This window comes from Porticoccus hydrocarbonoclasticus MCTG13d (assembly GCF_000744735.1).
In the GTDB taxonomy this organism is placed as follows: Bacteria; Pseudomonadota; Gammaproteobacteria; order Pseudomonadales; family Porticoccaceae; genus Porticoccus; species Porticoccus hydrocarbonoclasticus.
Map to the genome: position 1 here is coordinate 1,163,808 of NZ_JQMM01000001.1, position 21,802 is coordinate 1,185,609.

Sequence of the window (21,802 nt, forward strand, 5' to 3'; positions counted from 1 at the left end):
AGCGCAATTTGCGCGGGATTGAGTTGATTAGAGGTAGTGTTCGATGACCGATAGCGCCAAACCTTCATACCGTGAATGGGCTGCCCTTGCGGCCAAGGAGACCAAGGGTAAAACACCCGAGGATCTTGTCTGGAATACCCCGGAAGGTATTGCGGTAAAACCGCTCTACACTGCCGAGGACTTGGCGGGCCTGGCGCATTTGGACAACCTGCCCGGATTCTCACCGTTCAAACGGGGTCCCAAGGCCACCATGTATGCAGGACGTCCATGGACCGTCCGGCAGTACGCCGGGTTCTCCACCGCCGAGGCGTCCAATGCCTTTTATCGCCGTAATCTGGCGGCCGGACAACAGGGCCTCTCAGTAGCGTTCGACCTGCCCACTCACCGTGGTTACGACTCGGACCATGAGCGAGTCGTGGGGGATGTGGGCAAGGCCGGGGTCGCCATCGATTCGGTTGAGGATATGAAGGTGCTGTTCGACAGCATTCCCCTCGATCAGGTTTCGGTGTCCATGACCATGAACGGTGCCGTGCTGCCAGTCATGGCCAATTACATTGTTGCTGCCGAAGAGCAGGGTGTGACCCCGGACAAGCTGGCGGGAACCCTGCAAAATGACATTCTCAAGGAATTTATGGTGCGCAATACCTATATCTATCCCCCAGCGCCCTCGATGCGAATCGTTTCCGACATTATTGGCTATACAGCCCAGCACATGCCCAAATTCAACTCCATTTCCATTTCCGGTTATCATATGCAGGAAGCCGGTGCCACCAATGTGCAGGAGCTGGCCTATACCATTGCCGATGGTATCGAGTACGTGCGCACTGCGATTGCCAGCGGTCTGGACGTGGATAAATTTGCGCCACGCCTGTCATTTTTCTTCGCCATCGGCATGAATTTCTTTATGGAAATTGCCAAGCTGCGGGCCGCGCGGATTCTCTGGGCGACGCTGATGAAGGAGAAATTCGACCCCCGGGACAACAAATCGCTGATGCTGCGCACCCACTGCCAGACATCCGGTGTCAGCCTGACCAGCAAGGACCCATATAACAACGTTATTCGAACCACGATCGAAGCCATGTCCGCTGTACTGGGTGGCACCCAATCCCTCCACACCAACGCACTGGATGAGGCGTTGGCCCTGCCAACCGAGTTCTCCGCTCGAATTGCCCGTAATACGCAATTGGTCATTCAGGAAGAAACCGGCATCACTAACGTGGTGGACCCGCTGGCCGGTTCCTACTATGTGGAAAGCCTCACTGACCAGCTCGTCAAGGAAGCCCGCATCCTGATTGAGGAAGTCGAGGAAATGGGTGGGATGACCAAGGCGGTGGAGTCCGGTATGCCGAAACTCCGCATTGAGCAGGCGGCGGCAGAACGACAGGCCAGAATTGACCGAGGGGAAGAAGTCATTGTCGGTGTCAATAAGTACCAGCAGGCTGAGGAATCCCCGGTGGATATCCTCAATATTGATAACAGTGCCGTACGCGAATCACAGGTAGAGAGATTGCAGGCTCTGCGTGACAACCGCGACAACAATGCCTGCCAGCAGGCGCTGGATGCACTCACCGCGGCGGCGGAATCGGGGGAGGGCAACCTGCTGGAATTGGCGGTAGATGCCGCTCGGGCCCGCGCCACAGTGGGGGAAATCTCATTTGCACTGGAAAAAATCTGGGGTCGTCACAAGGCGATAACCCGTACCATCAGTGGAGTTTACGGTTCAGCTTATGAAGGTGATGAGGCCTTTGCTGCCATTCAGGCGAGCGTCTCGGCCTTTGCCGAACGGGCCGGTCGCCGTCCCAGGATGCTGGTGGCAAAAATGGGGCAAGATGGTCACGATCGTGGTGCCAAGGTCATTGCCACGGCTTTTGCCGACATCGGTTTTGATGTGGATATCAGCCCGATGTTTCAAACCCCGGAAGAGGCGGCCCGCATGGCGATCGAAAATGACGTCCATGTGGTGGGAGTGTCTTCCCAGGCCGCTGGTCATAAAACGCTGGTGCCCCAGTTGATTGCCGCACTGCGCAAAGAGGGTGGCAGTGATATCAAGGTGGTTTGTGGCGGTGTTATTCCGCCTCAGGATTACCAGGAGCTCTTTGATGCGGGAGTGGCCGCTATCTATGGGCCGGGTACCAATATTCCTCAGGCGGCTGCCGAGGTGATTGCGCTGCTGAGTGAACAATAAGCTCCGCTTTTTGAAAGGGGCACCGGCAAGCCAGTCTCTGGCGGGCGTGTGTACATTATTAGAACAACAGAATGAGGTGTTGCCGGGTTTTGATTCGGTAGCCAGGATTGGGAGAACCCTATGTACGAAATTATGGAACAGTTGGAAGCCATGCGTGAAAAAGCCCGTATGGGCGGTGGGCAGAAGCGTATCGATGCCCAGCATAGCAAAGGCAAACTGACCGCTCGTGAGCGTATTGATTTGCTGTTGGATCCCGGCTCATTTGAGGAGTGGGATATGTTTGTCGAGCATCGCTGTACCGATTTTGGCATGGAACAGGAGCATATTCCCGGCGATGGTGTGGTCATTGGCTACGGTACCGTCAATGGTCGGCTGGTGTTTGTATTTAGCCAGGACTTCACGGTTTTTGGTGGTTCCCTGTCGGAAACCCATGCAGAAAAAATCTGTAAGCTGATGGATCACGCCATGAAAGTGGGTGCCCCGGTAATCGGGCTGAATGATTCCGGTGGTGCACGGATTCAGGAGGGTGTGGCCTCCCTGGGTGGCTATGCCGACGTGTTTCAACGCAATGTCATGGCGTCCGGTGTCATTCCACAAATTTCCATGATCATGGGTCCCTGTGCGGGTGGGGCGGTGTATTCTCCCGCCATCACAGACTTTATTTTTATGGTCAAAGACAGCTCCTATATGTTTGTGACCGGTCCCGAGGTAGTGAAAACCGTGACCCACGAGACGGTCACCGCGGAGCAGCTCGGAGGGGCCGTTACCCATTCGTCCAAATCCGGCGTGGCGGACCTGGCGTTTGAAAATGATGTGGAGGCCCTTGTCAAGTTGCGCCGTTTTATCACATTCCTGCCAGCCAACAATCAGGAGAAACCACCTGTCTGGCCAACGGAAGACCCGGCAGATCGAGCCGAAGCATCTCTGGATACGCTGATTCCCGATGACCCGAATCAGCCCTACGACATGAAAGAGCTGATTGTAAAAGTGGCGGACGAGGGTGACTTTTTTGAGTTGCAGCCCGACTATGCAGCCAACCTGGTGATTGGTTTTATCCGCATCGAAGGGTCTACCGTGGGTGTGGTTGCCAACCAGCCGATGGTGCTGGCCGGTTGTCTGGATATTGATGCATCGAAAAAGGGAGCCCGCTTTATCCGTTTCTGTGATGCCTTCAATATCCCGGTGCTGACGTTTGTCGATGTGCCCGGCTTCATGCCCGGCACGACACAGGAGTATGGTGGCATCATCAAGCACGGTGCCAAGTTGTTGTACGCCTATGCGGAATGTACCGTCCCCAAAGTGACCGTGATCACTCGCAAGGCCTACGGTGGTGCCTACGATGTGATGTCGTCGAAACACCTGCGTGGTGATGTCAATCTCGCCTGGCCAACGGCGGAAATCGCAGTGATGGGGCCGAAAGGCGCCGTGGAGATTATTTTCCGCAAGGATATCGGCAATCAGGAAAAAATTGCTGCCCGCGAGCAGGAATACCGGGAGAAATTTGCCAACCCTTTTATTGCCGGTAAACGCGGGTTTATCGATGATGTGATTTTGCCCAGCCTGACCCGCAAGCGGGTGGCGAGATCGCTTTCCATGTTGCGCGACAAGCAACTGGAGAATCCCTGGCGGAAGCACGGCAATATTCCGTTGTAAGTGGGGGATTGCGCCAGGGCCTGTATTTACAAAACCAGGAAAACGCCTGCAACCTGTAGGCAGACAATAAAGAAGAGACAGTAATGTTTAAAAAAATTCTTGTTGCTAATAGAGGTGAAATCGCCTGTCGAGTGTTCCGTACGGCCAAGGCAATGGGCATCGGAACGGTTGCAGTCTACTCCGATGCAGACCGGGATGCCCTGCATGTGGCTCTGGCGGATGAAGCCGTTCACATCGGCCCCTCAGCCTCCGCTGAAAGCTATCTGGTAATCGACAAAATTATAGCTGCCTGTCAGCAGACCGGTGCTGATGCGGTGCACCCCGGTTACGGTTTTCTCTCGGAAAACAAGCTGTTTTGTCAGGCGCTGGATGCCGCGGGTATTGCCTTTATCGGGCCCGGGGTCAGGGCGATTGAGTCCATGGGTGACAAGATCACTTCCAAGCGGATTGCCGCTGAAGCGGGTGTCAGCACCATTCCCGGTTATACCGATGTGGTGAAGGATGCCGAGCAGGCTGTGGAGATTTCCAATGACATTGGATACCCGGTGATGCTCAAGGCCTCTGCCGGTGGTGGCGGCAAAGGCATGCGTGTGGCCTGGAACGATGAAGAATGTCGCGACGGTTTTGAGCGCGCCACCAACGAAGCCCGATCCAGCTTTGGCGACGACCGTGTTTTTATTGAAAAGTTTATTCAGGAGCCACGGCACATCGAAATCCAGGTGATGGCCGACAGCTACGGCAACACCATCTACCTGGGCGAGCGTGAATGCTCCATCCAGCGCCGCCACCAGAAAGTAATTGAAGAGGCCCCATCGCCCTTCCTGACCCCGGAAGTGCGGCGAAAAATGGGTGAACAGGCCATAGCGTTGGCCAAAGCGGTGGATTACAAGTCGGCCGGTACGGTGGAGTTTATCGCCGATGCCGAGATGAATTTTTACTTCCTGGAAATGAATACCCGCCTGCAGGTGGAACACCCGGTGACAGAGCTGGTCACCGGTCAGGATCTGGTGGAGCTGATGATCCGCGTTGCCGCCGGTGAAAAACTGCCGCTGGCTCAGGAGGATGTAACACTGACGGGCTGGGCGATTGAAACCCGTGTGTATGCCGAGGACCCATTCCGTAATTTTATGCCCTCTGTGGGTAGGCTGATTCGCTACCGTCCGCCAACGGGAGAGGGTGTCCGGGTGGATACCGGTGTTTTCGAAGGCGGCGAAGTCTCGATGTTTTACGATCCGATGATCGCCAAACTAATTACTTATGGTAAAGATCGTAAGGAGGCCACTCAGCGGATGGTGGGAGCGCTGGACGCCTACTATATCCGGGGCGTCAATCACAATATCAGTTTCCTCAATGCACTGATGGTTCACCCACGCTTTGTGGCCGGTAAGTTGACTACCAATTTTATTGCCGAGGAATATCCTGAGGGCTTCAGCCCCGATCTGGTACCCCAGGAGGATCCCGCGCTCTGCGTGGTGGCCGCCGCCGTGATCAATAAGAAATTCCGCGATCGCAGTGCCCTGATTACCGGCCAGTTACCCAGCCTGGAATACTGTCCCTCCAACGATTGGGTAGTGATGATGGAGGGCGATGATACTCGCTATCCCATTTCGGTGGATACTTCTGTGGAACCGGTCGTGGCGACCATGGGTGGCGATGAATATCGGGTGGAGACAGACTGGAAACTCGGTGAGCCGCTGTTCAAGGCGGTTATCAACGGGCAGGCCGTTTGCATTCAGGTGGATCGCGATGGCTGGCTGTTCAGGATGTTTCATCGCGGTGCAGAAAAACACGCCTATGTGGTGACTCCTCGCACTGCAGAGTTAAGTCAGCATATGCTGGTCAAGGAGCCCGCTGACCTGTCCAAATTCCTGTTGTCCCCCATGCCTGGTTTGCTGGTGAAACTGAATGTGAAGGAAGGTGATCAGGTGAAGGCCGGTGAGGAAGTGGCTGTTGTTGAGGCCATGAAGATGGAAAACAGCCTGAGAGCGATATCCGACGGCGTGGTGAAAACTGTTTCTGCAGCGGCCGGTGACAGCCTCAAGGTAGACCAGCCGATCATTGAATTTGAGTAATCGCCGGCCTCTCTGCCCGCAATCGGGTTGGCAGCCTGCATTGGCCGGGTAAAATGGACGCTGGTACGAGCTTGGAGATGGTCATTGCAGATTAATCCACAGGAGCTTGCCGAGGGTATCCGCAGCGGCGACCGTCGTGCCCTTGCCAAGGGAATTACACTGGTCGAATCGACCCGTGCAGATCACCGGGAGGCGGCTGCCCGTTTGCTCGAACTGATTATGCCCTACACAGGCAACTCGATTCGGCTTGGTATTTCCGGTGTGCCCGGCGTGGGCAAATCGACGTTTATCGAGTCCTTTGGCAACCATGTGATCAGCCAGGGGCATCGGTTGGCCGTGCTGGCTGTAGATCCCACCTCGGCACTCAGTGGTGGCTCGATTCTGGGCGACAAAACCCGTATGGAAACACTCGCCCGCCACCCCGATGCTTATATACGACCCTCCCCGGCCGGACAAACTCTGGGCGGGGTAACCCGCCGCACCCGTGAAACCCTGCTGCTCTGTGAAGCGGCGGGATTTGATGTGATCATTGTGGAAACTGTGGGTGTCGGTCAGTCGGAAACCGCCGTGGCACAGATGACCGATATGTTTTTGTTGTTGCTGTTGCCCGGTGGCGGTGATGAGCTGCAGGGTATCAAGCGCGGTATTATGGAGCTGGCAGATTTGATTCTGGTGAACAAGGCGGATGGCGACCAGCAGGCGGCCGCCAACCGGACTGTAGCGGACTATCGCATGGCAGTTCACTTCCTGCACCCCCGCAGTCGACATTGGCAGGTTCAGGTTGAACCGCTTTCGGCGCTGCAGGGAGAAGGTGTGCAGAAAATATGGCAGACCGTTGAAGAATATCGGCAGGTGCTTGGCGATGCGGGCGAAATCGAGTCCCGCCGCGCTGCGCAGGCTCGGGCCTGGATGTGGAGCGAAACAGCTGACAGTCTGCTGGGCGAACTGAAAGAAAATGAGGCGGTAAAAGCCCTAGTGGATCAGCTGGAAGCTGATGTGACAGCTGGCCGAATCCCGGCTACCGTGGCGGCAAAACAACTGGTGGAAGCCTTTCTTGGCTAGCTTTTTGGGTGTTGCTCAAACGCCTTTGGCTGTATTGAATTTAACCGGATATCAAAAGGTAATCCTATGATAGGCAAACTGAATCATGTCGCTATTGTGGTCCCTGATCTCGACAGGGCGATGACCACCTATCGGGATGCGTTGGGCGCAACCGTCTCCGAACCCATTGATCTGCCCGAACACGGTGTCCGGGTCGCCTTTGTTGAATTACCGAATACCAAGATCGAATTATTGTTACCCCTCGGGGAGAATTCGCCCGTGGCGAAATTCCTTGAGCGCAATGTGGATGGTGGTATGCACCACCTGTGTTACGAGGTGGATGATATTATTACTGCCCGCGACAAACTGGTCGCTGCGGGTGCCCGGGTGCTGGGCAATGGCGAGCCGAAAATCGGTGCCCATGGCAAGCCGGTGCTGTTTCTCCATCCCAAGGATTTCTGCGGTACGCTGGTGGAAATTGAACAGGTCTGCCTGTAAAAAATACTCTCCGGGGCTAGATGACCTTGCCGCAGTTAAGCAGGCAATGGGGATCGAATAACTGTTTCAACTGACGCATTACCTGAATTTCCGTTTCATTCCGACTGATCTGCAGATAGCCTTTTTTCTCCAGGCCGATACCATGTTCTCCGGAAATCGAAGCCCCCCGCTCCTGCAATGGTCGATAGATCGCCTTTTCCACTGCTGTACGCCGGGCTTTAGTGTCGTTGCCGAGCTGGACTGCCAGATGTAGGTTCCCATCCCCCAGGTGACCGAGGGTGGCTATAAAAAGTGAGCGGTCGATGGCCTTCAGATTTTTTTCCACGGCCAGTAGATAGTTTTCCATGGTGCTGACAGGCAGACTGACATCAAACAGAATCATCGGTTGATAGGGTAGTAATGACGGGATGTTGTCGCGAATGGCCCACATGGCCTGCTGTTGCTGGCTACTTTCAGCCAGTACGGCATCGGCCAGCAATCCCGATGCAAGCGCTTCATTGAGTGCCTGCAGGAATTCTTCCCGGTCAGCGTCTCGATTAGCACCACTGGCCTCGATTAATACATAAAACGGATAATCGGGCGGCAGTGGAGGGGCGCCCATGCCATCGCCCCGGCAGGCAATCTGATAATAGCTTTGCCAGAGTGCCTCAAAAGCACTGAGTTTACCGCCGAGCGCGCCAGCCATATGCCGCAGCAGTCGGGACATCTGGTCGAACCGGGTCGTTGCCACCATGGCGGTATGACACACCGGCAACAGGGGGCGCAGCCTTAGCACGGCTCGAGTGATGATACCCAGCGTTCCCTCACTGCCGATAAACAGGTGCTTCAGGTCGTAACCGGCGTTGTTTTTCAGCATCTGATTCATGCTGCTGAGAATGCGCCCGTCGGCCAGCACCACCTCCAGTCCCAGCACCTGCTCGCGCGCCATACCATAGCGGATAACCTGGTTGCCACCGGCGTTGGTGGCGATATTGCCACCGATAGTGGCGCTGCCCCGTGCACCGAGATCAAGCGCGAACATCAGGCCTGCCGTTTCGGCCCGTTGTTGTACCAGCTGCAGAGGGGCCCCAGCCTGAACAGTCATGGTGCCATTTATGAGGTCGACAGACTCAAGGGCGGTCATGCGCTCCAGTGAAATGACCAGCTCATCACTGCTGCTCACGCAACCTCGGGTCATGTTGGTACAACCGCCGTGAGTGACCACTTTTTGCCCTGCGGCGAAACAGTGTTTCATCACTTCACTGAGTTGACTGGTATTGGTGGGTCGAATAATCGCGGGTGCGCGGCATTCGGATGCTCCCCAGCCATCGGTAACCCGTTCAGAAATACCGTTTTCGATAATACCCTGAGGATCCAAAATTTTCCGTAATCTTGCGAGCAGCTCATTCATTGCCCAGTGGTCCTGTTTGTGCGTGGCAGGTATGCGGGGTTTTGCCGCTTATGGCCCGGTTAAAATTGCCATAGCCACCATCAACCATTTTGCAGCATACATACAGTCATAATATCTAGGACGGTAACTTCATACCAACTACCGTGATCTCGCGATTATCGAGTTGTCGCACCACAAAGATAGCTGTGCCAATGTTCACCTTGTCGCCGATAATGGGTGGTCGGCGCAATTGTCCGGCAATCCAGCTGCCAAGATTCTGGTCGGCATCCGGGGGTTCCGGCAAGTCATAGAACTGGCAGATTTCCCCCAGGGGAATTCTGCCATCCAGCACAAAATCCCCGAACACCCTGCGGAAGTTTTTCCTGTCATCCTTTTCCGGTAGTACCAGTCCCAGTCGTCGTGCCACCCAGGCGAGGCTGCCCCCCTGCAACAGCAATGAGGTTGCTACGACCACAAAAGCAACATTGAAAAGGGTTTTTGCTCCCTCCAGATCCACCATCATGGGAAAAATAGCAAGCACGACCGGCACTGCACCGCGAAGGCCTACCCAGGCGATAAAAAATGTTTCCCTGCGTGTGAAGTGAAATGGCAGCAGGCACAGCGACACAGCTAGTGGGCGCGCAACCAGAATCAGTAACAGCGCGATACCCAGTGCCGGAAGCAGACCGTCTGCCACCTCGCTGGGGGTGACCAGCAAGCCCAGCAGCAGGAACATCAGGGCCTGGGACAGCCAGGCAAAGCCATCCATTGCTGACAGGGCCTGGCGAACGCTCCGGCGAGCCCGGTTGCCCACCATCAGGCCGAACAGGTAGATCGCGAGAAATCCCGAACCGCCCACCCAGGTGGCAAAGGCAAATACGCCAATACCGGCTGACATCAATAGCAGGGCGAGTATTCCGGCACCGCTGTCCAGCATACCCCGAATACGGTTGACGGCGCTGGCCATGGCGATGCCGGCCAGGTAGCCGATCAGCCCGCCTATACCAAACTGCGTGGTCAGGCTGAGCAGGGTGGTCCAGCCATTGAAAGCCAGCGTCTCGCCAGCGTTATAAATCAGGGCGATACTGATAAACGTCAGGGTGAGGTAGACCGCCATTGGGTCGTTCATGCCGGACTCGATTTCCAGCGTGGCGGCGACCCGCTCGTTGAGTCGCACGCCGCAGGATTTGAGCAGGGAAAACACGGCGGCGGCATCGGTGGAGCCGACGATCGCGCCCAGCAACATGGCCATTGGCCAGCTGAGCCCCAGCAGCCACATGGCGGCGAGGCCCGTGAGGCCCGCGGACAGTAATACGCCGAGTGTCGCCAGTATCAGTGACGGTTTGAGTCCGGTGCGAAAAGTGGCAAAGTCGGTGCGCAGTCCACCATCCACCAGAATGACGGCAAGGGCGATGTTACCCACCCAGAAGCTCAGTGCAAAATTGTCAAAACTGATACCACCTATGCCGTCCTCGCCACTTAGCATACCGACAATGAGAAAAACCAGCAGAAAAGGAAAACCGACCCGCGATGAAATGATGCCGGCAAATACTGCCACAAAAATCAGTGCTGCTGCGGCCATTAAGGGTAGGGCAAGGAAGTCGAGTGATAGCATGTTCTTCCTCAGGGGTTAGTCGGTATTTTCATGGTCGCCGCGTGACAATCAATAACAGTTTAATCTGTGAGGACAATTGGATGCTAGCGGGACAGCACGCGGCTCCAATCGAATAGGAGTGGGGTCAGGTATAACTGGCTTCGAACGCATCGATAAAATCAGCCAGCATTCTGGCGGGCAGGTTGTTGATGCCTGCCGCCGCCGCACGGCCGCCGCCGGTGGGGAAACGGCGGCATAAATCCGCGGCGCCCTGGCGGTTATTCAGTGGCGCTCGTACGCTTACCAGATACTCGCCCTGGGATGTTTCCGTGAGAACGGCATGGGCCCGGTCGGGATGACCATTGGTCAGTTGATTGCTGAAGACACCGCTGACCCGTCTGGCCCAGGCTTCGTTCGGCAGAATGAATACCGCTGTGGTGTCCGACGTTTTCTCGGCTGCAATGTCTGCGGCCGCCGCCATATCGCTGTGGTAGCCATTTTCCAGTTTATCGAAGTATTCATTGTCGAGGTGGATGAACTCCAGAGGGTCTGTATAAAGACTGGTCCGCCGAAAGAGCTCGGCAGGAGGGATGTATAAATCATCTACGGAAGCACCGTAACCGTTATAGTTGATATAAATGCCAAGCTTTTGCAGCTGTCTGAGGTCGGTATCGCTGTACTGTAATACCACGTCGGCCAGCGTCTCTGCCTGTTGATTGAGGTTGTCGCCAAATGCACCGACCACCGCCCAGGCGGCGAAAGCATTCCTTAGGTGCTGGTTAACCAGCAAGCTGGTACAGGTATCCGGTGCCTCGTTAATCAGGGCAGTGAGCTTTCCTGTCTCCGGAATAGCGCCGGAAAAGTGATGATCCACGTAAAATACCTTTGCGCCATCCCTCAGTAACCGCTCCAGATCGGGACGGTTCTTGTCCATGGAGATATCCAGTACGGTGATTCGGTCACCGGGCTGGGCCGCGACAGTTTTCAGAAGGCTGATATTGCGTTTTACCCCAGTAATCAGGCTGCTCTGGCGGGGTTCTGCCAACCGCAGTTGTGTCAGCGCACAGATACCATCGGCATCACCGTTGAATACATCAAAATCGGCCATGAAAAATCCTTGTCTGGAGGATGGCGTATAGCGGGGTAGACATGTCCCGCTATTCACTAACAGGTATTATTTATTGGTGCTCGGACTGGTAGTAATCCATCAGTATTTTGGCGACTTCAGGGCGGGAAAACTCGGGTGGTGGCGCGATGCCGTCTCCCAGCATTTGGCGCACTTTGGTGCCGGACAGCAGGATAAAGTCCTCTTTCTGGTGATCTTCCGCCTCATTCATCATCACCACCCGGCCGAGCTTGGTGGAGAAGGCGGTGTGATCGGCCCGGAAGATCTCGATGTCCAGCGCATCGTCCGGTACTTTTTCGTCGAAGATGGTTTGTGCATCGAAGGCTCCGTAGTAATCGCCGACACCTGCATGGTCGCGTCCCACAATCAGGTGAGTGGCCCCCATGTTCTGGCGGAACAGGGCATGCAGCACGGCCTCGCGGGGCCCGGCATAGAGCATGTCGAAGCCATAGCCGGTGACCATGACGGTATTTTTCGGAAAGTAGTGCTCTACCATGGTACGGATACAGGCATCGCGAACCGGTGCAGGAATATCCCCTTTTTTCAGTCGTCCCAACAGCATATGGATAACCACGCCGTCGGCATCAAGGCGTTCCATCGCCATGCGACAGAGTTCTTCGTGAGCACGGTGCATCGGATTGCGGGTCTGGAAAGCGATTACTTTTTCCCAGCCACGCTCGGTGATCTCATTGCGTATTTCCACGGCGGTGCGGAAGGTGTCGGGAAAATCACTCTGAAAGTAACTGAAGCTCAATACCTGCAGTTTTCCTGAGATCAAATAGTTTCCCAAATGGGTGAAAGTGGCTACCCCGGGGTGCTCCGGATCCAGATTGCCAAAAATCTGTTCGGCCATGGTTTCAATGTCTTCGTCCGAGACAGTTTCGATATGGTCGACCTCCATAATCGCCATTACCGGATTGCCCTCGGTGTTCGGGTCCCGCAGGGCGATACGTTTGGCGCCTCTGATCGCGCTGACATCCTTTGCTAGGTTAATGACCGGTACTGGCCAGAACAACCCGTCAGTGGTGTGCATTTTTTCCGCCACGCTCATGGCATCAGCCAGGCCCATGTAACCCTCCAGCGGATTGAAATATCCCGCCCCGAGCATGACGGCGTTGGCTGCTGCCGCGGAGTTCAACAGCAGTGAAGGCAGCTCTTCAGCTTCTTTCAGCAGTTGATGGTGTTGCTCTGTATCGTAAACAAAGAGGGGGTTCAATGTGTCTGAGCCGTGGGGCCTGATCAAAATACTATCTCCTGTTGATGAGCGAATGGGCAAGTGGTTTGTTGTGGGTTTTGCCGCAGCCTATATGCCTGCAAGGAACCGGTGTGATTTCAGGTAGTTGATAATCGTATCAACTTCCTCTGCCAGGGTCGTCTGGTCGGTCTGCAAATGGATTTCGGGATTTTCCGGGGCTTCATAGGGGTCGTCAATACCCGTGAAGTTTTTAATCTCACCGGCACGAGCCTTTTTGTAAAGACCTTTAGGGTCGCGTTTTTCCGCTTCCTGCAGCGGGCAGTCGACAAAAACCTCGATAAAGTCTAATCCGGCTGCTTTGTGTAGCTGTCGCACGGCATCCCGATCGGCCCGGTAGGGACTGATAAAACTGGATAGGGAGATAATACCGGCATCGGCAAATAGTTTGGCAATTTCACCGATGCGGCGGATATTTTCGGTGCGGTCCGCCGCACTGAAGCCGAGATTCTTGTTGATGCCCAATCGGACATTGTCGCCATCCAGTCGGTAGGCCAGTTTGCCGAACTCGTAGAGTCGGCTCTCGAGGGCGACGGCCACGGTGCTTTTGCCACTGCCGGACAACCCGGTAAACCAGAGTGTGGTGCCGCGCTGTCCCATCAGTTGAAAACGATCATCGCGAGTAACCTCGCCATGGTGCCATTGCACATTGGTTGCTTTTTGCTGAGTCATGGTGGGTGTCCTAATTGATCTGGGTATCAGTTTGCGTATCAGTGTCAGGAATTCCGGTTTTCATGGCGAGGCAGCCATGCAGCATAATATCGACACATTTTACTGTAACGTCCTCAGTCTTTAGCGGGGCATTTCTCAGTAATTGTATGCCCCAATAATTGCACAGACCGATCAGTGAAAGCGCTGTGAAATGGCAGTCAATATCCTCCCGCAACTGACCACTCGAGACCCCTTCGCAGAAAATGCCCTCGAGTTGTTGACGATAGCGTGAACCCAGCGCATTCAGCTGTTTTCGGCGCTCTCTGGGCAAGTACAGACGCTGTTCATTGTGTACTTTCATGGCTTCATTGTTGTGTTTGTAGGTCGCCAGGTGAGCGGCGATGGCGGCTTGTAGCTTGACTTCGAGCTTGTGGGGTTGGCTCGCAATCGACTCGATATGTGAAACGTAGTCCCTCAGGGCCGTCAGGCAGACTTCTTCCAGCGCCGCTTCCTTCGACTTGAAGTAGTAGTAGAGGCTACCCTGCTGAATGCCGAGTTTTTCGGCTATATCCCGGGTGCTGGCACCATGAAAACCCTTGTCGGCAAATACTGCCGCCGCTGCCGCCACCGCACGTTGATGTCGGTGAGCATAGCGGGTTGAATTTTTGTCCTGTGTTGGCATTGAGTATCCGAAGATATTTCTATAACGCTATAGAATCTATAGGTTTATAGAAAAAAGCAAGCGGAGTTTCATTTTTAGGGTATGAATAGGACTTCGTGTGGTGAGGGAAAGAGTAAATGCCCATCGGCGCCATCATATATAGGTGTCACAGACATTCGATGTGTGAGGGTTGCCTTGCGGTCAGGGGGGGTAAAGGTTAAAGGGGTGTGGTTGGTCTTATTGAACCGTCTGAATACCTTAAAACCCCCGAGATTAAGTTAAAAGCTTGGGGGAGATGGCGCACCCGAGAGGATTGACTCAAAACGGCTGGTGGCCGTTTTGCTCCCTGCGGGACTGCGCCGCACTGCGGCTTGGTCCAACTTCCTGACGGAAGTTGTCGAACCTCTTATCGGTTCGAACACTTACCGGTGTGCCAAACAAAAATCCCGGCACAGGGCCGGGATGTTCGTATGGATGGCGCACCCGAGAGGATTCGAACCTCTGACCTCTGCCTCCGGAGGGCAGCGCTCTATCCAGCTGAGCTACGGGTGCGTTACTGACTATCTGAATTGTAGACCCATTACGCTTCTGGGTTAGTCGATACGATACCGCTATACTGTACGACCATTTTGATATGGATAAGGTTATCTGAGCGGGCGCAATCATATAGCGTCACTGTCCGTTAGTCTATTTTTCTGGCAGTCATCGCTCATCTGTAAAAAAGAATGATATCTGGGAAATGATTTCTGAAGGGTATCGTTTATCGGTTTGTCTGTTCAAGGAGTGTTGTATCCGTGAGAGTTGGGTTACTTGTCAGTATTGTTGGATTGCTTGTGCTTGCAGGCTGCGCCCAGGTACAACCGCAGAGTGAGTCATCGACGAGTGTGGTGGACGAACAGTCCAAAGTGGATGCGACCCCTGTGGAGCCGTTGTGCCCCGCCCCACCCCCCTGTCCGGTTTGCAAGATGCCAGCGGTGATGTGTCCAGAACCCAAAGTCGTTGAAAAAGTTGTGGTCAAAACGGTGCCTGCCACAGCCGGAGAGTTGAACCTGCCAATTATTGGGGAAATCGAATATGTCTTTGTTGACCCACCCGGCATCAAGATGGAGGCCAGGGTTGATAGTGGGGCTGAAACATCTTCCATCCACGCGGAAAATATCCAGATGATAGAGCGGGATGGTATTCGATTTGTCCGATTTGTCATCCCCGATCCCAACACAGGTAAAGCTATTAGTCTCGAGCAAAAACTGGCCCGTACGGTATTGATCAAACGAAAAGTCGGTGAACCCGAACGTCGCTATGTGGTGAAGCTCTGGATAACCATGGGTGAGATTAAAGAAAATATCGAAGTGACCCTTTCTGATCGTGAAGACTTTGAGTTTTCTTTTCTGATTGGCCGTAACCTGCTGACAGATACTGCTATTATCGACGTCAGTCGCAAACATACACTGAAGTAATTAGCCATGATGTCTTCCAAGCTGCAAATTTTACTGGTGGCCGGTTTATTGATCGCTGTCGGTCTGGGATTAACGTTGTATAAAACGATTGAGCTGGACTTCCCACTGTTGCCGGGTGAAAAGCAGGATGTCTGGACACTGGAGTCCAAGATCACTTTCAATCCGGGTGATGGTCCGGTGGAAATTGCACTGGCACTGCCGGAAACCCAGGCGGGCTGGGTGATGCTCGACGAATATTTTGCATCCTCCGGATTCGGTTTTTCGGTAGAAGATGATGCGGGAAAGCGGCAGGCAAAGTGGACGCGTCAGTCCCAGGAACACCCCACGACGCTCTACTACAAGTTGCAGGTTTATCGTGCGGACATCTCAGGGCTGGGAGCCAGCAGGGTGCCCTCAGTGGTATCTCCCGAGCTCAGCAATGATCGGCGGACTGCCATGGAGCGTGTGGTATCCAGCTTGCGGGAACGCTCCTCCGGTCCGGTCAGTTTTACGGCACTACTGCTACAGCAGCTGGCCCAGGGCGGGATGGATCAGGATGCAGCGTTTTTGTTTGGAACCCGTGAGGCAACAGATCTGACCGTGGCCATGGACGTGCTCTCTTTTGCCGGGATCCCCTCCCAGCGAGTGCGAGGGGTGTATCTGGAAGACGGTCGCCGTCGCCAGCAAATGTCGACGTTGTTGGAGGTGTTTGATAACGGTAGTTGGTATCTGTTCGATCCCACTACAGCAAAGCCCGGTTTGCCAGAAAACTTTTTTGTCTGGCAGCGGGGTGAGCGGTTCGTGCTCGATGTAATCGGCGGCACCAGCTCGCAGCTGGAATTTGCCATCGTTAAAAATACCCTGCCTGTTAAAACCGTGTTGTCCATGGAGCAGCAGGCAGGGGACAAGCTGATGCTGGATTTCTCGATTTATGCCTTACCGGTGGAGCAGCAGGGCATGTTCAAAGGCTTGTTACTGCTGCCCGTGGGCGCACTGGTGGTGGTGTTACTCAGGGTGATGGTGGGAATTCGCACATCGGGTACCTTCATGCCGATTCTTATTGCACTGGCATTTATTCAGACTTCGCTAATTACCGGATTGGTGATCTTTCTGACTGTTGTGAGTGCCGGGTTGTGGATTCGATCCTACCTCTCCCATCTCAACCTACTGTTGGTGGCCAGGATCACGGCTGTGGTCATACTGGTAATCCTGATCATGGCAACCCTGAGTATCGTTACCTACAAAATGGGTTTCGAACAGGCGCTCACTGTGACGTTCCTACCGACAATAATCCTGTCCTGGACTATTGAGCGGATGTCGATTCTATGGGAAGAGGAGGGTGCACACGAAGTGTTGATTCAGGGGGGTGGCAGTCTGCTGGCGGCGATTCTCGCCTATCTGTTGATGACCATGGAGTTGGTGGCACACCTGACGTTTAATTTCCCCGAGTTGATGATCAGTCTGCTGGGTGTGGTGTTGTTGTTGGGTAAATACACGGGTTACCGACTGTCAGAGTTGTATCGTTTCCGTTATCTGAGAAAGGACTGGCAGTGAAATTCATTTCTCCGGGTGAATTGCGTCGGTTGGGTGTGCTGGGCATGAACAGCCGTAACGTGAATTACATTGCTGCCACCAATGAACGCCACCGGTTTCCATTGGTGGATGACAAGCTGAAAACCAAACGCCTGGCACAGGACCATGGTATGCGTGTCCCGAAACTGTTCGGGGTCCTCAGTATTCAGCACGAAATACAGAGTTTGGAAAAGACCCTTGAAGGGTTGGAACGTTTCGTAATCAAACCTGCCCATGGCAGTGGTGGCAAGGGGATATTGGTGGTTTGTGAACGCCGAGCTCAGGAGTTCGTCAAGTCCTCCGGTACGGTGATTAATCTGCGCGATGTAAAGCGCCATACCTCCAATATTCTCAGTGGTCTCTACAGTCTTGGTGGGCGAACGGATGTGGCAATGATTGAAGATATGATTATCTTTGATCCCTTGCTCAGTGATTTCAGCTACGAGGGGGTCCCGGATATCCGGGTGATCGTGTATCGGGGGTTCCCAGTGATGGCGATGATGCGCTGTGCAACCCATGCTTCGGATGGTAAAGCCAACCTCCACCAGGGTGCCGTGGGCGTTGGGCTGGACATCGAAACCGGTTTTAGTGTCTGTGCGGTTCAGAACAACGTCAGAGTCGACAAGCACCCTGATACAGGCATTGGCTTTAAAGCCCTTCAATTGCCCCATTGGCAGGAGATCCTCGATTTGGCCTGCGGTTGTTACGAAATGACTGGCCTGGGTTATTTCGGTGCGGATATTGTGCTCGACAAGTACCGGGGGCCGATGATTCTTGAGCTCAACGCCAGGCCGGGTCTGGCCATACAGATTGCCAATCAGGCCGGGTTGGAAAAACGATTGCAAGCCATAGATCGGCTTGAGGCTGTTGATCGGTCCATCGCCGAGCGGACGGAACTGGCGAGAACAATGTTCGCTCAGAAACCGGATCATGTATAACCCTTTCCGGCTTTGAACTTTAACCCCAAACAACATTCACCCCGGGAGTTTATGCGTTATAATGAGGCGCTGAATCTGGTCGTTAATACGCAAAAATGGAGACGAAAATGAACCAATTGAAAAAGCTGAGTGTGTTTGGCGCTGCTTTGCTACTGGTCGCAGGTATGGCCGGTTGCGGTTCTGAAGAGCAGGAAGTGAAGCTGACTGCCCAGCAAGAGAAGGACATGTCCGAGCGTCTCGCACCTGCCGGTGAAGTGGTTTTGGCGGGTAACGTACCTGAACCGACCAAAGTCGCTTCAGCTGGGCCTCGCTCCGGCGAAGACATTTACAACAGCAAGTGTGTTGCCTGTCACTCCAGTGGAGCAGGTGGTGCGCCAAAAACCGGTGTGGCCAGTGACTGGTCCCCCCGTATTGATCAGGGCATGGATGTACTCTATGCCAATGCCATCAACGGGATTCGCGGTATGCCGGCGAAAGGCCTGTGTATGGATTGCTCCGAGGACGAGGTTAAAGCAGCTGTGGACTATATCCTAGAGAAGAGTAAATAAAATCGGCTCTTTTATGAAAAAAACCGCGCTATTGGCGCGGTTTTTTTATGGCTGCGGGCTTTGTGGTCGAATGCTAGTATCTAAAAGAACCTGTTTTGGTTCATTTTCATAACCTGAATATTGAGCGCCATGTCTAATTGTAGGGGTTTGATTCTGGCCGGGGGGTTGTCAACGCGAATGGGTTCAGACAAGGCCGCCTTGCGACGCAACCACCAGACGATGAAAGATTTTAGCCGGGCGTTACTCTCTGCGCTTGGTCTTGATGTGGTCGTGGCGGGTGGAGCTTCAGGCATTCCCGACCTGATTCCCGGGGTCGGCCCACTGGCAGCTATCTATTCTGTCCTGCACACTATAAAACCCTCTGCGCTTCTGGTCCTTCCTGTGGATATGCCCCTGTTGACCACAACAGTGTTGGGAGTATTGTTGGAGGAGGGTGAGAAAGCTGGTGTGCCTGTCTGTTATGAGGGCTGTTATCTGCCACTATACCTGCCAGTTACACAATCCCTGCGAGACTATCTCGATATGGCTTTTACGGAAGGCAGCGATCAACCGCGTTCCTTGAAGCGTATGCTTGCCGCACTGAACGGTCGACAATTGCCCATCACAGATACCGATGCGCTGCTTAATGCCAATACGCCCGAAGAGTGGCAACGAGTGGTAAGGATGCTGGATGACGTTGATTGAGGACTAAGAAGCTAGGTCGATGTGACTGGGCAGGCCGGTCGGTAACTGAGTGTCTTCCGAAGAGCCGTGCGTTTTAGTGACAGAAAAATAATCGATCATCCGATAAGCTAGCCAGGCCAACGGCCTGGTAAAGGTATTCCGGGCTTGACCTGATGCCTTGATCGGGTACGCTCGAGACTACACCCTTTTTGGCTGTGTTTATGCCACCTATGCCTGACAGCAAATCGACTGTATTGACCGACCGCTTTGGCCGGGTCGTCAACTATCTGCGCCTGTCGGTGACAGATCGCTGTGATTTTCGCTGCGTCTACTGCATGGCGGAGGACATGGTCTTCGTGCCGCGTCAGCAGTTGCTGACCCTGGAAGAGCTGGCATTTGTTGGTCAGGCGTTTGTCGAGCTGGGTGTGAGTCGTATCCGTCTCACCGGGGGAGAACCGCTGGTGCGGCGCAATCTGATGTCGCTGGTACATAGTCTGGGTAAATTGGCGGGGCTGGATGAATTGCTGCTGACCACTAACGGCGCAAGGCTTGAGTCGGTTGCCGGGGAGTTAGTTAATGCCGGCATCAAACGCATCAATATCAGCCTCGATTCCCTGCAACCGCTGCGCTTTGCGACGATTACCCGCACAGGTGAGTTGCATCGGGTCCTGAGTGGCATCGCGGCTGCCAAGCGGGCCGGTATCGAGCGGGTTAAGATCAATGCGGTAATCATGCGTGGTCAGAACGATGACGAAATCATAGCACTGCTGGATTTTGCTCTGGAGCACGGCCTCGATATCAGCTTTATCGAGGAAATGCCTCTCGGGGTGACAAGTCGGTCTGATCGTCAGAGGGAGCTCGTCAGCAGTCAGGAAATTCGGGCCAGGATCAGCAGCTTCTACCCCTTAATGGCCAGTGCGGAAACATCCCCCGGGCCGTCACGGTATTACCGGATACCTGGCAGCAGCAGCCGGATCGGTTTTATTTCCGCTAACACCCATAATTTCTGTGAGAGTTGCAACCGTGTACGGGTGACTTGTGAGGGGCAATTGTTGCTGTGCCTGGGCAATGAGCACTCGGTAGACCTGCGGGCCGTGATTCGTGCTCACCCCGGTGATATGGACGTGCTCAAAACCGCCATTGTCGCGGCCATGGCCATCAAGCCAGAGCGACACCATTTTTATGATCCGGATCGGCCACAGGTAGTACGTTTCATGAATGCCACCGGTGGCTGAGAATTTTGGTGTACCTCAATAATCACTGACTGTTGACAACAGAACCGATTGGTCCATAATTCATTTATGAATCTGGGCAGACCAAGAGAATTCGATATCGACCGCGCGCTGGAATCCGCTACCCGGCAGTTCTGGGTGGCTGGTTATGAGGCAACCTCCATGGCGGAGCTGTTGGCGGTGATGAACCTGTCCAAGAGCAGCCTCTATCAGACCTTTGGCAGCAAGGAGGCGCTGTTTATTCGCTGCCTGGATTACTTCCAGACCTCCATGGCCGCCAACCTGTCGAGTCAATTGCAGAGCTCCGACTCTCCAATGCAGTTTCTCGCCGATTACCTGGAGAGCGTGATTGATGAAGCCTCCGCAAAGTCCGCGCGCAAGGGCTGTCTGCTGGTCAATACTGCCAATGAGCTCGCCCAGCGTAACCCCGCGGTCAGGGAGGCTGTGGCAAGGGGTGGAGAGAAGATGATCAGAGTCTTTGTCGAAGCGCTGGAACAGGCCCTGGCTCGGGGAGAAATTCATTCCCCCCAGTCCTTGGAAGAACTGGCTCGCTACTATTTTTCCTCGGTGAGCGGTTTGCGCACCATGGTCAAGGCAGGCGCCAGCAGAGAAGAGCTCGAACCCATTGCCAGACTCGTCATGAAGACCCTGCAATAATTTTTTTGGCCACTTATGGACCGAATGGTCCCTAATGGTTTTTGTTTAAACCAGCAAATGTAAAACAGGAGACCTACCCATGAAATCCGAATACAAGATCAGCCTACCGCCCTTGGAACTTTCGACCGCCCCTGAAACGGTCAAGCCGGTGCTGCAGGAACAGAAAAACAACTTTGGCTTTCTGCCCAATATGTATACCCATATGGCCAACGCGCCAGCGGTACTGAAGATGTACTTGCAGGGATACCAGTTATTTCGTGAGGAGTCATCGTTTTCCCCGGTGGAGCAGGAAGTGCTGTTTCTCACTATCAGCCGCTACCACGGCTGCGATTATTGCGTCGGCGCCCACAGCATGATCGCCGACAAGATGTCCGGGGTGCCAGGCCATGTGACTGATGCCATTCGTGACGGCGAGACCATTGATGACCCGAAGCTGCAGGCCCTGCAGGACTTTGCCGTGGCCATGCTGGAAAGTCGCGGCGCGCCCAGCCGCACGGAAGTCGAGGACTTTCTAGGCGCCGGCTTCAGCGAACAGCAGTTGCTGGAGGTGATTGTCGCCATTGCGGTGAAAACCCTCAGCAACTACAGCAATCACCTGACACATACCGAGCTGGATACTGTGTTTGAGGACTACCGCTGGGAGAAGTGATGCCC

The 21,802-nt window shown here is 54.3% G+C and carries 19 protein-coding genes and 1 tRNA gene; 13 read left to right on the forward strand and 7 right to left on the reverse strand.

What is annotated here, in order from left to right; all coding sequences use genetic code 11:
- The first annotated feature begins 43 nt into the window (after window positions 1-43).
- The 5 genes from scpA (at window position 44) to mce (ending at window position 7,449) form a co-directional block, all read left to right on the forward strand.
- Window positions 44-2,185: a methylmalonyl-CoA mutase gene (gene scpA / locus U740_RS05530; RefSeq protein ID WP_036859598.1), complete on the forward strand. Its 2,142-nt coding sequence runs from the start codon at window positions 44-46 to the stop codon at window positions 2,183-2,185.
- 120 nt (window positions 2,186-2,305) lie between these two features.
- Window positions 2,306-3,838, forward strand: a complete 1,533-nt coding sequence (locus U740_RS05535; RefSeq protein WP_036859600.1) for an acyl-CoA carboxylase subunit beta — start codon at window positions 2,306-2,308, stop codon at window positions 3,836-3,838.
- A gap of 83 nt (window positions 3,839-3,921) precedes the next feature.
- Complete coding sequence (locus tag U740_RS05540; RefSeq protein WP_036859602.1) at window positions 3,922-5,910, forward strand: acetyl-CoA carboxylase biotin carboxylase subunit; 1,989 nt, start codon at window positions 3,922-3,924, stop codon at window positions 5,908-5,910.
- Window positions 5,911-5,994: 84 nt separating this feature from the next.
- On the forward strand, window positions 5,995-6,972 hold the full coding sequence (gene meaB, locus U740_RS05545) for a methylmalonyl Co-A mutase-associated GTPase MeaB (protein ID WP_036859603.1): 978 nt from the start codon (window positions 5,995-5,997) through the stop codon (window positions 6,970-6,972).
- Between the two features lie 66 nt (window positions 6,973-7,038).
- Window positions 7,039-7,449: a methylmalonyl-CoA epimerase gene (gene mce / locus U740_RS05550; protein ID WP_036859604.1), complete on the forward strand. Its 411-nt coding sequence runs from the start codon at window positions 7,039-7,041 to the stop codon at window positions 7,447-7,449.
- 16 nt (window positions 7,450-7,465) lie between these two features.
- On the opposite strand, the gene U740_RS05555 is transcribed toward mce, so the two are convergent.
- The 7 genes from U740_RS05555 to U740_RS05585 form a co-directional block, all read right to left on the reverse strand.
- Window positions 7,466-8,839 (reverse strand): FAD-binding oxidoreductase, encoded by a 1,374-nt coding sequence (locus tag U740_RS05555; RefSeq protein ID WP_036859606.1) that lies wholly within the window; start codon window positions 8,837-8,839, stop codon window positions 7,466-7,468.
- 115 nt (window positions 8,840-8,954) lie between these two features.
- Window positions 8,955-10,433, reverse strand: coding sequence for a potassium/proton antiporter (locus tag U740_RS05560; RefSeq protein ID WP_036859607.1), 1,479 nt, complete (start codon window positions 10,431-10,433; stop codon window positions 8,955-8,957).
- Window positions 10,434-10,557: 124 nt separating this feature from the next.
- Entirely contained in the window at window positions 10,558-11,520 is a 963-nt protein-coding gene (locus tag U740_RS05565; RefSeq protein WP_036859608.1) for a hypothetical protein, read from the reverse strand.
- A 70-nt stretch (window positions 11,521-11,590) separates the two neighbouring features.
- Window positions 11,591-12,781 (reverse strand): sulfate adenylyltransferase, encoded by a 1,191-nt coding sequence (gene sat / locus U740_RS05570; RefSeq protein WP_036859609.1) that lies wholly within the window; start codon window positions 12,779-12,781, stop codon window positions 11,591-11,593.
- A gap of 60 nt (window positions 12,782-12,841) precedes the next feature.
- A complete protein-coding gene (gene cysC / locus U740_RS05575; protein ID WP_036859610.1) occupies window positions 12,842-13,462 on the reverse strand; it encodes an adenylyl-sulfate kinase in 621 nt (206 codons plus the stop codon).
- 10 nt (window positions 13,463-13,472) lie between these two features.
- Window positions 13,473-14,123, reverse strand: coding sequence for a TetR/AcrR family transcriptional regulator (locus tag U740_RS05580; protein WP_036859611.1), 651 nt, complete (start codon window positions 14,121-14,123; stop codon window positions 13,473-13,475).
- Window positions 14,124-14,577: 454 nt separating this feature from the next.
- Window positions 14,578-14,654, reverse strand: a tRNA-Arg gene (locus tag U740_RS05585).
- A gap of 242 nt (window positions 14,655-14,896) precedes the next feature.
- Between U740_RS05585 and U740_RS05590 the strand changes: the two genes are divergently transcribed.
- The 8 genes from U740_RS05590 (at window position 14,897) to U740_RS05625 (ending at window position 21,797) form a co-directional block, all read left to right on the forward strand.
- Window positions 14,897-15,559 carry an ATP-dependent zinc protease family protein gene (locus U740_RS05590; RefSeq protein WP_152556790.1) on the forward strand — a complete coding sequence of 221 codons (663 nt, stop codon included), beginning with the start codon at window positions 14,897-14,899 and terminating at the stop codon, window positions 15,557-15,559.
- Window positions 15,560-15,565: 6 nt separating this feature from the next.
- On the forward strand, window positions 15,566-17,092 hold the full coding sequence (locus tag U740_RS05595; protein WP_235189816.1) for an inactive transglutaminase family protein: 1,527 nt from the start codon (window positions 15,566-15,568) through the stop codon (window positions 17,090-17,092).
- Entirely contained in the window at window positions 17,089-18,048 is a 960-nt protein-coding gene (locus U740_RS05600) for an alpha-L-glutamate ligase-like protein (protein ID WP_036859612.1), read from the forward strand. The genes U740_RS05595 and U740_RS05600 overlap by 4 nt, the downstream gene beginning before the upstream one ends.
- 107 nt (window positions 18,049-18,155) lie before the next feature.
- Window positions 18,156-18,596 (forward strand): c-type cytochrome, encoded by a 441-nt coding sequence (locus U740_RS05605; protein WP_036859613.1) that lies wholly within the window; start codon window positions 18,156-18,158, stop codon window positions 18,594-18,596.
- Between the two features lie 129 nt (window positions 18,597-18,725).
- Window positions 18,726-19,280 carry a molybdenum cofactor guanylyltransferase gene (locus U740_RS11815; protein WP_081890850.1) on the forward strand — a complete coding sequence of 185 codons (555 nt, stop codon included), beginning with the start codon at window positions 18,726-18,728 and terminating at the stop codon, window positions 19,278-19,280.
- Window positions 19,281-19,480: 200 nt separating this feature from the next.
- The gene (moaA, locus tag U740_RS05615; RefSeq protein ID WP_036859615.1) at window positions 19,481-20,494 is read left to right on the forward strand and encodes a GTP 3',8-cyclase MoaA; all 1,014 of its coding nucleotides are present in this window, start codon (window positions 19,481-19,483) and stop codon (window positions 20,492-20,494) included.
- 66 nt (window positions 20,495-20,560) lie between these two features.
- Window positions 20,561-21,148, forward strand: a complete 588-nt coding sequence (locus tag U740_RS05620; RefSeq protein WP_036859617.1) for a TetR/AcrR family transcriptional regulator — start codon at window positions 20,561-20,563, stop codon at window positions 21,146-21,148.
- Between the two features lie 79 nt (window positions 21,149-21,227).
- Window positions 21,228-21,797 carry a carboxymuconolactone decarboxylase family protein gene (locus U740_RS05625; RefSeq protein ID WP_036859618.1) on the forward strand — a complete coding sequence of 190 codons (570 nt, stop codon included), beginning with the start codon at window positions 21,228-21,230 and terminating at the stop codon, window positions 21,795-21,797.
- Window positions 21,798-21,802 lie beyond the last annotated feature (5 nt).

Bases quoted from the DNA above. Each gene is read 5' to 3' on its own strand.
- U740_RS05605 (WP_036859613.1), top strand. From the start codon at position 18,156: ATGAACCAATTGAAAAAGCTGAGTGTGTTTGGCGCTGCTTTGCTACTG.
- U740_RS05620 (WP_036859617.1), top strand. From the start codon at position 20,561: ATGAATCTGGGCAGACCAAGAGAATTCGATATCGACCGCGCGCTGGAA.
- mce (WP_036859604.1), top strand. From the start codon at position 7,039: ATGATAGGCAAACTGAATCATGTCGCTATTGTGGTCCCTGATCTCGAC.
- U740_RS05595 (WP_235189816.1), top strand. From the start codon at position 15,566: ATGATGTCTTCCAAGCTGCAAATTTTACTGGTGGCCGGTTTATTGATC.
- scpA (WP_036859598.1), top strand. From the start codon at position 44: ATGACCGATAGCGCCAAACCTTCATACCGTGAATGGGCTGCCCTTGCG.
- U740_RS11815 (WP_081890850.1), top strand. From the start codon at position 18,726: ATGTCTAATTGTAGGGGTTTGATTCTGGCCGGGGGGTTGTCAACGCGA.
- U740_RS05540 (WP_036859602.1), top strand. From the start codon at position 3,922: ATGTTTAAAAAAATTCTTGTTGCTAATAGAGGTGAAATCGCCTGTCGA.
- U740_RS05555 (WP_036859606.1), bottom strand. From the start codon at position 8,839: ATGAATGAGCTGCTCGCAAGATTACGGAAAATTTTGGATCCTCAGGGT.
- U740_RS05580 (WP_036859611.1), bottom strand. From the start codon at position 14,123: ATGCCAACACAGGACAAAAATTCAACCCGCTATGCTCACCGACATCAA.
- U740_RS05625 (WP_036859618.1), top strand. From the start codon at position 21,228: ATGAAATCCGAATACAAGATCAGCCTACCGCCCTTGGAACTTTCGACC.
- moaA (WP_036859615.1), top strand. From the start codon at position 19,481: ATGCCACCTATGCCTGACAGCAAATCGACTGTATTGACCGACCGCTTT.
- U740_RS05535 (WP_036859600.1), top strand. From the start codon at position 2,306: ATGTACGAAATTATGGAACAGTTGGAAGCCATGCGTGAAAAAGCCCGT.
- U740_RS05560 (WP_036859607.1), bottom strand. From the start codon at position 10,433: ATGCTATCACTCGACTTCCTTGCCCTACCCTTAATGGCCGCAGCAGCA.
- U740_RS05565 (WP_036859608.1), bottom strand. From the start codon at position 11,520: ATGGCCGATTTTGATGTATTCAACGGTGATGCCGATGGTATCTGTGCG.
- cysC (WP_036859610.1), bottom strand. From the start codon at position 13,462: ATGACTCAGCAAAAAGCAACCAATGTGCAATGGCACCATGGCGAGGTT.